We start from the raw sequence: 13,437 nt of genomic DNA on the forward strand, positions 1-13,437 counted from the left end.
CTCTATCCCTTTATTACTTCGACCTGTGGCAGTAACTCTTCAATTTTTTCTTTTGTACAAAGCTCCATCGAGAAGGCTGTTGCACTCCCTGCAGTTACACCAAGTTTAAATGCTTCTTCCATTGGGTAATTTTTTTGCAGAGCGCTTAAAAAACCTCCTACAACCGAATCTCCTGCACCTACGGAATTAAGAACCTTTCCTTTCGGTACATTTGCTGTAAGACTTGTCCTTTCAGTGATAAGCAAGGCTCCCTTTTCTGCCATTGAAACTATGACATGCTTTACACCTTGCTCGACCAATTTCTTTCCATATTTGAGAGCATCCTCTACTGTTCGGATATCTGTCTGAAACAACTCACCAAGCTCATGATGATTTGGTTTTATTAAATAAGGCTTTTCTGAAATGACTTCTTTTAGAGCTTCACCAGAAACATCCGCAACAACTTTTATTTGTTTTTCTTTACATAATGCGATGATTTCTTTATAAATTGATGCCGGTAAAGTCCCTGGTATACTGCCTGCCAAAACGACGATATCTTCTTCAGTCATTTTTTGAAATACAGCTAAAAATTCTGCTAGCTGCTCATCTGTAATACTTGGACCAAGTCCATTGATTTCTGTTTCTACTTCTGTCTTTAATTTAATGTTAATCCTTGAATCACCAGAAACCTTTACGAAATTAGTTTGGATATTTTCAGCAATTAAAAAATCCTCGACAAATTTCCCTGTAAAACCGCCGATAAATCCTAATGCTTTTGTTTCAACCCCTAATCGTTGCATGACCCTTGATACATTGATCCCTTTTCCCCCAGGAAACTTTGTATCCGCAACTGTGCGGTTTAATGACCCTATTTCAAATTGATCAACCTCTACGATGTAATCAACAGATGGATTTAATGTCACGGTATAAATCATTCATTCACGACCTTTATTTCTGTATTTTTCCCATAGGAGTTCAGGATGTCTTTGTCTACATCATCCGTAATTATTTTCGCCTCAGACAGCTCTGCTATGTTTGAAAAAGAAATCTCGCCAAATTTCGAATGATCAGCGAGCACATATTTTTCTCTTGATAACAGGAGAGCAGTCATTTTAATTGCAGCTTCCTCTGGATCCGGTGTTGTAAACCCCAGTTCAATATGGATGCCATTAACACCTAAAAAGCATTTATCAAAACGGTATTGTTCAAGGGCTGTCATGGCTCCCCGACCAATCATGGCGCCTGTCAGAGGCTTTATATATCCACCGATTAAATACGTCTTTATTCCTTTATTCATAAGTGGCTCAATAAGGGTAAGTCCATTTGTTACAACCACAATTTCCTTGCCATTTGGAAGAAACTCAACCATTTGAAGAGTGGTCGTTCCAGCATCCATATAAATACAATCACCCTCTTCAACTAAGGATGCCGCTTCTTGTGCAATCCTTTTCTTTTCATGAAGGTTTTTGGCTGATTTTTCAATGATATTTGGTTCTCTTAGTTTTCCTTGGAGGAGTGCTGCTCCGCCATGAATTCTTTTTAAATACTTTTCTTCTTCTAATTGTGTTAAATCACGTCTTATTGTTGATTCAGAGGAGTTTGTTAAATCTACAAGCTCTTGAATCTTGACTGACTGTTTTTCTTTTAAGACATCTAAAATGATCCGATGCCGTTCAGGGGTTAACATGAATCACACCTTCCTTTTGTTGTAAGCGAATACAATCTCCCTTACACATTCATTATACTGTCGGATTCAGTCAAAATCAATCACATTTTATCAAAAACTATCATTTTCCAATCAAAAATTACTATTTTCTATTATTTCTAAATTACTAGATAACAAATGAGGAAGCGCCACAAACAGCGCTTTAGTATTTGTTGTTCCTTGCTTAAGATAAAAATTAAGTATAAAAACTCAAGCTATCCTACTTGAAAATAAAAAAACTCCTTTCAAATCAACCGCTTTTTGGAAAAGCAGTTGATCCAAAAGGAGATTTCCTATTTTATTCATATCGAAGTGACTCAATTGGACTTAATCGTGCTGCTTTATTTGCAGGGAGCATGCCAAACACTACACCAATTAGCATCGAGAATAAAAGTCCTCCTAAAACTATCTGCCACGAGATAAGCGGCGGCCATCCAGCAAATATAGAAACGATATTTGCAGCAACAGCACCCAAAATAATCCCAACAATCCCGCCAATTAATGTTAATGTGACGGATTCAATCAGAAACTGGGTTAAAATTTGACGTTTTGTTGCACCTAATGCTTTTCTAATACCAATTTCCCTTGTTCGCTCTGTGACAGAAACAAGCATGATATTCATTACACCAATCCCGCCAACGATTAGAGATATTCCTGCGATTGAACCAATAATTAAGGTCATAATGGTTGTAATTTGCCCAATTCCTGCCGCCATTTCTTCCATATTAAACACTTTGTAAGACTCTTCTGTGTTATGTGCAATATTTAATGTACGAGTCGCTTTTTCTCCAGCTTCTTTGATTACATCCGAATCAGTCGCTTGGAGAGTAATTTGATTATAATCATTAATACCGAAAGATGATCGAAACGTATTCCAAGGCATGTAAATTTCCATTGTACCGAAGGCAAAAAGACCAGTAGGCTTCTCCAATACTCCAACAATTTCAATAGGCTGGCCTTTTACCCAGATAACTTCACCTATGGGATCATCTTTAACAAATAATTCATTCCTTAATTCATCACTTATAACACCTACACGTGTGCCTCCAATAAAGTCTGCTTCAACAAGATGTCTGCCTGACTTGATGTTTAATTGATTCACCTCGATATATGCCTGGTTTACCCCGTATACACTCGTATCCATTGTTTCTTCGCGATATCTGGTAGAAAATAATTCAGTAGATGATGCCACTACCTTTTTCACTTCTGGTATATTGTTCAAAGCAGCAACATCATCCTGTGTAAAAGCAGCATTCATATATGCGTTTGGATTTGACATTAATTCCTCTTCACTAGGTTCATAGTAAACTTCAATCGTATTTCCTGGGCCAGTAATTGATGTTTTTAATAATTGTTCCCCGCCCTGGCCAATGGCAACGACCAAAATAACCGAGGCCACACCAATAATGATTCCCAACATTGTTAGAATAGATCTCAATTTATGAGCAAGCACAGAGCTTAAGGCCATTTTTATATTTTCTACTAAACTCATGCTTTAAAAACTCCTCTCATCATCTGAGAGAATCGTTCCATCCCTAACTGTTATGATTCTCTTGGCATATTCGGCAACTTCCTGTTCATGTGTAACTAGAATCACTGTTGTACCTTCTTTATTTAATGCTGTAAACTGCTCCATAATCGAAGAGCTTGTTTTGGTATCAAGTGCACCTGTTGGTTCATCGGCTAAAATAATGTCCGGCTCATTCACAATCGCCCTAGCAATCGCTACACGTTGTTTTTGACCGCCTGAAAGCTCATTCGGTAAATGATTCATCCTTTCAGCTAACCCTACTTTTTCAAGGGCGCGGCTGGCTCGTTCTTCTCTGTCCTTTTTCCTTACACCAGCATAAATCATCGGAAGCTCTACATTTTTTAATGCTGTTAAGCGCGGCAATAATTGAAATTGCTGAAAGACGAAACCGATGGAAAGATTGCGAACCTTTGCGAGCTCCTCATCCTTAAAAGAAGAAATATCTTCGTTATTTAGGAAATATGTACCTGAAGTAGGGTTATCTAAACAACCGATAACATTCATTAACGTAGATTTGCCAGATCCTGAAGGACCCATTATAGCAACAAATTCTCCATTACCAATTGAAAGATTGATCTCTTTTAAAACATCTAACGTTTCATTTCCAACTTTATAGCTTTTTGTGATAGCTGCAAGTTCGATCATTTCACTTTCACTTCCATCCCATTCTGAAGATTATCTGGCGGAATGTTGATAACCGCATCTCCGTTTTCTATACCTGATGTAATCTCCATATAATCATCACTAGTAGCTCCGGTTGTTACCTTTTTACGGATGGCTTTTCCATCATCGACTATAAATACATAATAATCTTCCCCATCCTGCTTTACCGCTTCAATGGGAACGGCTTGAACGGTGCGTTTATTCGTTTCTATTTCCATAATCAGCTTAAATCCAGGCTTTGCAGTCAGATCCTTTGCATCAATTGATACTTCAATCGGATATTGGACAGCTGTGTCCTCACTTCCAAGTCCATTTTCAGCTTGTTCTGGCAATAGACTTACTCTTGTTACAGTACCCTTCCATTCCTTATCAGATATGACGTCTGATCTTAAAACGACTGCTTGTTTTTCCGTAATTTTTAATGCATCATATTCTGAAATAAACCCTTTGACAACATATTCATCGGTATTTCCTATATGAATCATTGGTGCTTGTGAGATTCCAGTAACTGCCTCATCATTGACAGATAGCACCGTTCCATCCATTTCACTTTTTACTTCCAACTGGCTTAACTTCTTATTGATGGTTTCTTTTTGAAGGAGGAGCTGCCTTGCTTCAATATCAGCCACCTTTAAATCAATTTCTAATTGATCCCGCTCTGCTGCAACCTCTTTTTCTGCCTCCTCATCGCCAACCTGTTTCGCCAAGTCCTTTTCCTTTTCTTCAAGGTTTTCAATTTGGTCTTTAATTTGGTTAATTCTTAAATAAGCTGATTCAATCGAAAGTGTATTTTGCTCTTTTTCTAATTGAAGCTGCTCATTTTTATATTTTAATATGTGAGTTCCTTTTTCCAGCTTATCTCCTGACTTTATTAGAATTTCTTCCACTTCACCCTTTTCAGAATCTAAGTAGACAAAGTCCTCTTGACTTAAGGAAAGTGTTCCAGGAACCATAACTTTCTCGGTAATTTCCCGTTTTTCTAGATTTATAGCTTCTATAACAGGATTTTCTTCTCTCAAAGTTGCAAATACATTTACTCCTATAAAAATGAGGATTATGGTACCGACACCAATTGAAATCCAGATCTTTTTCTTCATTAGAATTGTGTCATCCCTTCAAATGCTCCCCCTACTGCTGCTAAGATTATTCCTAAAACAAAGAAGATTACTGTGGTAATCACCGCTACCGGCTTTGAAAGCTTTGCTACTTTTACTAGACCCATTGCTAAAACGATATAATACCATATACCGAACACTTCAAATGTGCTTAGCACAGCTCCTAAAACACCATCTGCACCTACAAGACTATTTATACTGGTTAACATAATCAGCGGATCTCCATCTATCGCCAATATAATTAGCTGATTTAAGATTTGTCCGATTGTGGTAATAAAACTAGTAAAAATCATTAATGAGAACATTTGCTTAAATGTTGCATCTGATTTTGCAATCTTAGCTATGGCCCAAAAAATGAGTCCAAAAAAGAGGCAGCCAATTGACGTTCCAAAAAATCCAACTAATCCAGCACCAATAACACCAAAAATTTTAGCCATTTGCTCCTCTTCAGCAGACATTTCCATTCCAGGCACGGCTGAATAATCAATATTTAATGCTGAAATGACTGATACAATAGTCATAACTAATGTCAATAAAATTAAGGGCAGCCAGATAACCGGTCTTTCCCGAATTCTCTCTAACTGTTCTCCCGGACTAAAAATCATTCCAAATAAAGATGGCTTTTTCGTTTGAATTGTTTCTTGTTCCACTATAACCAACCTCCAAATTATGTAGTCATTTACTAATACGTAGAAATAGGGAAATAGTTTCATAATTTATTATTTTTTACCATAAAAAAGACATTACCTAAAATGATAATGTCAAAATTCATATTATGCTCTTTATCTAATAAGCAAAAGAGATCTTTTATTAGCTATTACGCTTCTTCATTAATGACTACATTTCGGCCCTTCATTTTTAATATAATTGGGATAGTCATCCACAAAAGGGCGGCCAGGATAAAGAATAGTGAAAGCGGTTTTTCAAGAAAAATCACGAAATCCCCATTAGAAGTTGTTAATGCCCTTCTCATATTATTTTCAATCATTGGACCTAGAACCAAGCCTAAAACAAGTGGTGCCACAGGATAGTCATTCTTCGTTAAAAAATAGCCTGCAACACCGCAGCCGATTAATAACAATAGATCAAATACAGTAAATTGAACAGCATATACGCCAAAAATCGAAATTGCGATAATGATTGGCAATAAATATTTCGTTGGTGTTTCAATAATTTTCGCAAAAATCCTGACAAGAGGCAGGTTTAAAATAAGCAGCATTACATTGCCAATAAACATACTGGCAATCAATCCCCATGCAACCTGAGGATGATCTGTAAAAAATAAGGGACCTGGTTGAATATTATACATAATCAATGCACCCATTAAAATGGCTGTTGTACCAGACCCTGGAATCCCTAAGGTAAGCAATGGGATCATCGCTCCTCCAGATGCACCGTTGTTTGCGGCCTCTGGTGCAGCAACTCCTTCGATTGCCCCGTGACCAAATTTACTTGGTTGTTTACTGATCTTCTTTTCGAAAATATATGAAAAAAATGAAGCTAGAGTTGCTCCTGCACCTGGTAAGATTCCAATAAAAAATCCTAATAATGAGCCCCTTACTATTGGACCTGAGCTATTTTTCAAATCTTTTTTCGTCGGCAGGATCCGCTCAACTTTTGCAATCGAACCATCGTTTTTCTCTTTTTCAAGAATGGTTTTGAACACCTCGCCAAGTGCAAAAAGTCCAACCGCTACTGTTAAAAATTCAATCCCGGAGTATAGGACGGGATGATCATAAGTAAACCGCGCGACTCCAGACACATTATCCATCCCGATTGTTGCAATTAATAGCCCAACCACGGTCATGATCATTGCTTTTGTTCTGGATTTGCCAGCAAGTCCGCTTACAGCACATAACCCTAAAATCATTAAAGAAAAATACTCCGCTGGTCCAAAGGATAGAGCAACACTTGATAAAGGCTCAGCTAATAATGTTAAGCCAATAAGAGCAACGATCCCGGCAACAAATGAACCGATAGCAGCAATTGATAAAGCAGCTCCTGCCCTCCCCTGTCTTGCCATTTGATACCCATCCAATGCTGTTACCACAGATGATGATTCTCCTGGTGTATTCAATAAAATTGATGTTGTTGAACCACCGTACATTGCACCATAATAAACACCAGCTAATAATATGATTGAACTGGCTGCTGCAGATTCCGGATCCAGACCTGATGTTAAGGTTGCGGTTACCGGTATTAATAACGCCACTCCGCTCATAGGGCCTATTCCTGGCAACACCCCTACAGCTGTTCCGATCAACACACCAACAAAAGCAAATAATAAATTATGCCATTGTAACGCTTCAGAAAATCCATTTAAAAGAAATTGAATTGTATCCAATGTAATCACCCCACTTTTAAAACCAAATTGGCAATCCAGGTAAAGAGCCTTCCAAAACTTCTACAAATAAAAAGTAGACCCCGCCTGAAAAGCATGCTGCAATGATGGCAGATTTGAAGATCTGCTTCCGATCCATTACTTGAAAACAAATCAATAAAAAAAGAAAGGTTGTAAGGATAAATCCTACATTCTCAAGCAACAAAGCATAGAATAATGCTGACACCAAGATAATGAAAAACCGTTTATAATCTAATGATTCTTTCTCTGTAGCAGGATCAAAATAGTGGAAAGTTTCATAAAATAACCTAATACTAAGCAAAATTAAGATCGCCCCCAATATAGTCGGAAATATATCAGGACCAACATTGCTCCCATATGCTGTATCAGAAATGTTTCTGCTTTCAAAAATGAAAAAGATGCCGACCATCATATAGACAATACTTGAATAACGGTCAAATGTTTTACTCATGGTAATTCACCTCCAATAAGAAAAGCTCAGGGCGCCTTGATCAACCCCGACAAGCCTGGTATAAGGCATATGGGAATAAAAGGTGTTTTCACCTTAAATTATCATTTAACTTATTAAGCCTTGATCGATGGCGCCTGGAGCTAGACATCAAATCTGCATACAGATTTTTTATTCCTTCTTAATACAGAAATAATAAGCTAAGAGAGAAACCTTCTCCCCCATTAAGGGTTATTTATTTCTTCATATTTAATGCAGTTAATAGTTCTTGAACAACGACATTTTGCTCGTCTAAAAAAGCTTTAAAATCTTCCGCATTTTTATAAGCACTTTCCCAGCCGTTTGTTTCCAATTCTTTCACCCAAGCTTCGTTCTCAGAAAGCTCTTTTAATGCTTCTTTCCAATAAGCCAGTTCAGCTTCCTTCATTTCCTTTGCTGCAAAAACACCTCGCCAGATTGTAAATTCTGCATCAATTCCCGCTTCTTTAAAGGTCGGCACCTCTGCCAATTCTTCATCTAATCGTTCTGTAGAACTTACTGCCAACACTCTTACTTTTCCTGATTTTACATATTCACCAATCGTTGAGGCATCAGTAGCTATAATATCGGCATTTCCTCCAAGCAAAGCAGCAACTGCCTCTCCACCGCCGTCATATGAAACATACTTAACCGCTTTTGGATCTATCCCATATTTAAAAGCGGGTAATACGGCGATTAAATGATCCATTGAGCCAGGAGCAGATCCGCCCGCTACCGTTATTTTGGAAGGATCCGCTTTTATTGCCTCTAATGCTGAGGTTAAATCAGTAAATGAAGAATCCTTTCTTACAACAATGGCACCATAGTCTCTCGTCAGCTGTGCAAGAGGAGTCGTATCCTCATATCCATATGGACTATTTCCTTCTTTCTTCTCGTGATTAATTAGAATTGGTGGTGAACTGATCATCAATTTATACGGATTATTTTTTTCTTGTGTTGCAAATTCAGCCATATAAACAGCACCGCCGCCGCCTGGTTTATTTTCAACTGTTATTGTTTCATTTACTAATTTCGTCTCCGTTAAAACCTTTGCTAAGGATCGGGCTGTTAAATCCCATCCTCCACCAGCACCAGAGGGTGCAACAATGGTAATTGGTTTTTCAGGATAAGAGGTAACGCTTCCATTTTTACTCCCAGCTTCCTGATTCCCCCCACATGCAGCCAGCACTAAAGTAAATAAACCTACGATAACAACAATCAAGATTTTTCTCATTCCAATCCCCCTTATATTAACCCTCTCTAATTGAAAAGACAGCGTTTGTAAGCGCTGTCTTAAAAGTATCAGAATGATTGATTTTTTAGAATCTTATTTTCATAAGTCCAATAAAACCTATATCGATCTTTTTGTTCATAAATTTCATGAAAAAATCGATTAGGATTAGAAGCGAAAAAACGACTGTTTATTTCTGTTTAGGACGAAAATATCTTCTTTCTGGTCTCCCAACTTGACCATAAACTAAATCTGCAACAATTTCTCTCTGTGATATTAAATACTCTAAATAACGTCTTGCCGTAGACCGGCTTACCCCAGACTCTTTGCTTAGTGTTTCAGCTGTTATTCCTTCTTCGTTTATTGATGGGAGATAGAGGAGAATTTTATTTAATGTGAGCGGATCAATTCCTTTTGGCACATCTGTTAAAGTTCGATGATCCTCCGTTCTGGCGTTAGTCCACAGTTCTGTAATTTCCTCTTGTGATAAATTTTTGTTAGTGTTTAGTTTTATAAGCTTTTTTTGATAGTTTTCAAGGCTATTTTTAAATCTCTCAAATATGACTGGCTTGACGATATAATCAAATACTCCGCTTCTAAGTGAGCGACCGACGATTTCTACTTCAGATGCTGCAGTTATCATAATGATGTCAAGATCTTGATAGGTTTGGCGAATAATACTTGCTAATTCGGTTCCCTTTATATCAGGCAAATATACATCGAGAAGCACCAGCTGCGGTTGGATAATCTCTAATAATTCAAGAGCCTGCTTACCAGATGAAGCAATCGCAATGACGTCAAATCCTTCCACCTTTTTGGTAAACCGACTATTAATTTCGGCAATTCTTGTATCATCTTCAACAATCATAACCTCTATCTTCATCAAGCTTCCTCCTTAGGTATGGTTACAATAAATAAAGCTCCGTCATAATCCCCTTTTTCAATCGAAATGCTGCCATTCATCTCCTTAACAAGCTCTTTAACCCTTGATAATCCCAAGCCCCGCTTTCCACCTTTCTTTGTAGAAAACCCCTTCTCGAAGATAAAAGAGATCAGCTTGTCATCAATACCTGGACCTGAATCCTCCACTTCAAATAATAAATCCTCACCTAAATCTGTTATAAATAATCTTGCCTTACGATCACGATATGGTGTTTTCTCCATTGCCTCAAAAGCATTTGTCATGATATTTCCTAAAATGGATACGAGGTAACTATTGTCGATATGCTTAGGTAATTTTTCAAAACTGCTTTCTCGATCAAACTGAAATGATATTTTTAATTCCTTTGCACGATTATAAAAACCTAGAATGATTCCTCCAAGCCAAGGGTCTTTGATTTTTTGCATTATAAATTGGACAAAGTCCTTGTGATTTTCCGTTTCCTGATGAATAAGTTCAAGTGCTTCACCAGATGATCCAAGTTGAATTAAACCTGAGATGGTGTAAAGTAGATTTGTGAACTCATGTGTTTGTGCCCGCAATGCTTCAGTATAACGTTTTACCTGTGATAGCTCTTCAGTTAATTGATCCATTTCAGATTTCAAGCGAAAGCTGGAAACAACCCCGATTACGTCATCACCGAGCATAAGAGGCAAGCGATTAGCAATAATTTCCTTTTCCTTATATTCTATTTGTCTATCTAATTGCTTCTCCCCTGTTTTTAGCACTTCTAAAAGTGAAGTATTTGGCATAATCGTTTCAATGGATTCCCCTACTACTTGATTTTCCTTATCTAACGATAATATCTCATATGCAGCTTGATTCATGATTAAAATATGCCCTTCATTATTAATGACCATAATGCCTTCTCTGACAGATTCTAATACTGCATTACGTTGCAAGAGCAAAGTTGAAATTTCATCCGGCTCAAGTCCAAACATTAGTCTTTTAATGCTAATCGCAAGCAGAAGTGATCCAAATGTTCCAATGACTAAAGCAATGAGCGCTATCCAAATGACGGGCTTCGCATACCCATTGACTAGATCATGCACATCCTCAATAAGAAAACCAACAGAAACAACACCTATTATCTCACCATTTTTACCTATAACAGGAACCTTACCACGTAAGGAAGGTCCAAGAGAACCTGTTGCCTTTGAAACATATGACTTCCCATCTTTAAGTGCTTTTTCATTATCTCCTCCTACCATCTTCTTCCCGATTCTTTCAGGAAGCGGATGGGAATAGCGTATTCCTTCCTTATTTCCAACAACAATGTACTCTGCGTCTATTTGAATACGAATCTTTTCAGCAATTGGCTGAATAACGACCGAAGGATCTTCAGTATAAAAAGCGTTTTGAATATCCGGCATTAAGGCGATTGTTGTCGCTACATGCAGAGCCCTATTGCTTAATTGCTTTTCAACCGTCGTTGATAACGTCTGGTAATATAACAAGCTGCATAAAAGAACGATAAGTAAAATAAGGCCAACTGCAAAAATAATAAGTCTATCAAGAAGTTTAACCTTCCAAAATTTTTTCATGGCATCACCTAGCTTCTAAATTTAGTAACCGCTTACAATTTTATAAGAGCAATCGTATTTTGTCATTAACTATAATAATAACTAATTGAAAAAAGACTCTTAAGCAATACTTTAAATGTAACAACTCTATCAAGCTTCAATCGTTGTTATTTAAAGAACTTATACTTAAGAGTCATCCTTTTTATACGTTAAGGTTAGTTAGTCAGGAATTCTTTACAAGTGCATTTTCTTCCTTCATCAAATCTTTCCTGGCAACGCCTGTTTTATATGCTGCTTTTACAACAGCCTCCCGAACCCTTTCAACTACTTTTTGATTAAAGACACTTGGAACAATGTATGTTTCACTTAATTCATCATCTGTAACGACATTTGCAATTGCTTTAGCGGTTGCAATTTTCATCTCTTCATTGATCTCGGAAGCACGGCAGTCTAGTGCACCGCGAAATATCCCTGGGAAACAGAGGACATTATTAATTTGATTTGGATAATCTGATCTCCCTGTCGCAAGCACTTTAACATATGGTTCAGCATGCTCTGGATCAATTTCAGGATCAGGATTTGCTAAAGCAAACACAATCGGATCTGCTGCCATTGATTTTAAATGCTCCACCTTTAATACTCCTGGGGCGGAAACACCAATAAATACATCCGCTCCTTGGATCACATCAGATAATGACCCTCTTACATTATCCGGATTGGTCATCTTTGCAAATGAAGTCCAATTAGGATTATCGTACGTTTCACTTCGATTTATTGCACCTGTACGATCCACTCCAATAATATTTCGAACACCAGCTGCTATCAGCATTTTTGCACAGGCTGTGCCTGCAGCACCGACTCCATTTAGGACGACCTTAATAGACTCAATTTTCTTGCCAGTTAGCTTTAATGCATTATAAAGGCCTGCTAACAGGACAACTGCTGTTCCATGCTGATCATCATGAAAAACAGGGATATCTAATTCACGCTTTAGCCTTTCTTCAATTTCAAAACATCTAGGTGATGAAATATCCTCTAAATTTATGCCGCCAAAGGCTGGTGCGATCGCTTTAGTGATCTGAATAATCTCCTCAGGATCCTTTGTGTTTAAGCAAATAGGAAATGCGTCAACTCCTGCCATTTGCTTAAACAACATAGCCTTGCCTTCCATCACTGGCATAGCTGCAAATGGACCGATATCACCCAGCCCTAACACTGCCGTTCCGTCTGATATGACAGCAACTGTGTTCCTTTTAATAGTCAAAGAATGTGCTTTAAGCGGTTCATCAGCAATAGCCCGGCATACCTGGGCAACACCAGGTGTGTAGACACGTGACAGGTCATCACGGTTTTTGATTGGATTCTTTGGTGTAATCTCAATCTTTCCTCCAATATGTAAAAGAAAAGTGCGATCCGAAACCGAGATGATTTTTACTCCTTCAAGATCATGAATACAATCCATTACTAGCTGACCATGCTGTTGATTTTTTACGGTTATGGTAATATCGCGAACGGTTTGTGTTTTACTTGTCGAGATAACGTCAATCCCTACGATATCACCGCCTGTTTCTCCTATCACCTTCGCAATGTCACTAAAAGAAATAAGTTTTTTTTGAATATGCATTCTTATAATGATGTTCATACTGGCATTGCTTAATTGAGACATATGTTACCTCCGTAAGCATTAAAAAATAAACCACTATTTGCGGGGATATTAGAACTGTCTAACCTATATCTATGTACGCAGTGAAAGCTAGAGATAGGTTAGCAGTTATTTTGGAAGCGTTTTAATATCCTGACATCATTCTAATACAGCTCTCTTCAGATGTAATGGTTTACAAAATATATTGCTTTAAATTCTTTTTGTGCATTTTATTCATTATGTTCATAAGTTTTGTTGTACCCTAAAAGCTTATCTGCTT

Annotated in this window: 12 protein-coding genes; all 12 read right to left on the reverse strand. The window is 37.6% G+C overall.

Annotated features, from left to right (window positions below; genetic code table 11):
• Window positions 1-2: 2 nt before the first annotated feature.
• The 12 genes from pfkB to WQ54_RS01920 all read right to left on the reverse strand — a co-directional run bounded on the left by pfkB (window position 3) and on the right by WQ54_RS01920 (window position 13,181).
• Complete coding sequence (gene pfkB / locus WQ54_RS01865) at window positions 3-914, reverse strand: 1-phosphofructokinase (protein ID WP_046511276.1); 912 nt, start codon at window positions 912-914, stop codon at window positions 3-5.
• A complete protein-coding gene (locus WQ54_RS01870; protein ID WP_046511279.1) occupies window positions 911-1,666 on the reverse strand; it encodes a DeoR/GlpR family DNA-binding transcription regulator in 756 nt (251 codons plus the stop codon). The genes pfkB and WQ54_RS01870 overlap by 4 nt, the downstream gene beginning before the upstream one ends.
• Before the next feature lie 316 nt (window positions 1,667-1,982).
• On the reverse strand, window positions 1,983-3,176 hold the full coding sequence (locus WQ54_RS01875; RefSeq protein WP_046511282.1) for an ABC transporter permease: 1,194 nt from the start codon (window positions 3,174-3,176) through the stop codon (window positions 1,983-1,985).
• Window positions 3,177-3,179: 3 nt separating this feature from the next.
• Window positions 3,180-3,860, reverse strand: coding sequence for an ABC transporter ATP-binding protein (locus WQ54_RS01880; protein WP_046511285.1), 681 nt, complete (start codon window positions 3,858-3,860; stop codon window positions 3,180-3,182).
• A complete protein-coding gene (locus tag WQ54_RS01885) occupies window positions 3,857-4,975 on the reverse strand; it encodes an efflux RND transporter periplasmic adaptor subunit (RefSeq protein ID WP_046511287.1) in 1,119 nt (372 codons plus the stop codon). Before WQ54_RS01885 ends, WQ54_RS01880 begins: the two co-directional genes overlap by 4 nt.
• Complete coding sequence (locus tag WQ54_RS01890) at window positions 4,975-5,643, reverse strand: Yip1 family protein (protein ID WP_046511290.1); 669 nt, start codon at window positions 5,641-5,643, stop codon at window positions 4,975-4,977. Before WQ54_RS01890 ends, WQ54_RS01885 begins: the two co-directional genes overlap by 1 nt.
• A gap of 167 nt (window positions 5,644-5,810) precedes the next feature.
• Complete coding sequence (locus WQ54_RS01895; RefSeq protein WP_046511293.1) at window positions 5,811-7,337, reverse strand: tripartite tricarboxylate transporter permease; 1,527 nt, start codon at window positions 7,335-7,337, stop codon at window positions 5,811-5,813.
• Window positions 7,338-7,353: 16 nt separating this feature from the next.
• Window positions 7,354-7,806, reverse strand: coding sequence for a tripartite tricarboxylate transporter TctB family protein (locus tag WQ54_RS01900; RefSeq protein ID WP_046511296.1), 453 nt, complete (start codon window positions 7,804-7,806; stop codon window positions 7,354-7,356).
• Window positions 7,807-8,038: 232 nt separating this feature from the next.
• Entirely contained in the window at window positions 8,039-9,055 is a 1,017-nt protein-coding gene (locus WQ54_RS01905) for a tripartite tricarboxylate transporter substrate binding protein (RefSeq protein ID WP_046511299.1), read from the reverse strand.
• 187 nt (window positions 9,056-9,242) lie between these two features.
• The gene (locus WQ54_RS01910; RefSeq protein ID WP_046511301.1) at window positions 9,243-9,935 is read right to left on the reverse strand and encodes a response regulator; all 693 of its coding nucleotides are present in this window, start codon (window positions 9,933-9,935) and stop codon (window positions 9,243-9,245) included.
• The gene (locus WQ54_RS01915; protein WP_046511305.1) at window positions 9,935-11,536 is read right to left on the reverse strand and encodes a sensor histidine kinase; all 1,602 of its coding nucleotides are present in this window, start codon (window positions 11,534-11,536) and stop codon (window positions 9,935-9,937) included. Before WQ54_RS01915 ends, WQ54_RS01910 begins: the two co-directional genes overlap by 1 nt.
• 202 nt (window positions 11,537-11,738) lie before the next feature.
• The gene (locus WQ54_RS01920) at window positions 11,739-13,181 is read right to left on the reverse strand and encodes an NAD-dependent malic enzyme (RefSeq protein WP_046511308.1); all 1,443 of its coding nucleotides are present in this window, start codon (window positions 13,179-13,181) and stop codon (window positions 11,739-11,741) included.
• Between the last annotated feature and the right edge of the window lie 256 nt (window positions 13,182-13,437).

The organism is Bacillus sp. SA1-12, from assembly GCF_000981385.1.
GTDB lineage: Bacteria > Bacillota > Bacilli > Bacillales > Bacillaceae > Metabacillus.

Coding starts and splice junctions, on each gene's coding strand:
- pfkB (WP_046511276.1), bottom strand. CDS start 914: ATGATTTATACCGTGACATTAAATCCATCTGTTGATTACATCGTAGAG.
- WQ54_RS01870 (WP_046511279.1), bottom strand. CDS start 1,666: ATGTTAACCCCTGAACGGCATCGGATCATTTTAGATGTCTTAAAAGAA.
- WQ54_RS01875 (WP_046511282.1), bottom strand. CDS start 3,176: ATGAGTTTAGTAGAAAATATAAAAATGGCCTTAAGCTCTGTGCTTGCT.
- WQ54_RS01880 (WP_046511285.1), bottom strand. CDS start 3,860: ATGATCGAACTTGCAGCTATCACAAAAAGCTATAAAGTTGGAAATGAA.
- WQ54_RS01885 (WP_046511287.1), bottom strand. CDS start 4,975: ATGAAGAAAAAGATCTGGATTTCAATTGGTGTCGGTACCATAATCCTC.
- WQ54_RS01900 (WP_046511296.1), bottom strand. CDS start 7,806: ATGAGTAAAACATTTGACCGTTATTCAAGTATTGTCTATATGATGGTC.
- WQ54_RS01905 (WP_046511299.1), bottom strand. CDS start 9,055: ATGAGAAAAATCTTGATTGTTGTTATCGTAGGTTTATTTACTTTAGTG.
- WQ54_RS01910 (WP_046511301.1), bottom strand. CDS start 9,935: ATGAAGATAGAGGTTATGATTGTTGAAGATGATACAAGAATTGCCGAA.
- WQ54_RS01915 (WP_046511305.1), bottom strand. CDS start 11,536: ATGAAAAAATTTTGGAAGGTTAAACTTCTTGATAGACTTATTATTTTT.
- WQ54_RS01920 (WP_046511308.1), bottom strand. CDS start 13,181: ATGTCTCAATTAAGCAATGCCAGTATGAACATCATTATAAGAATGCAT.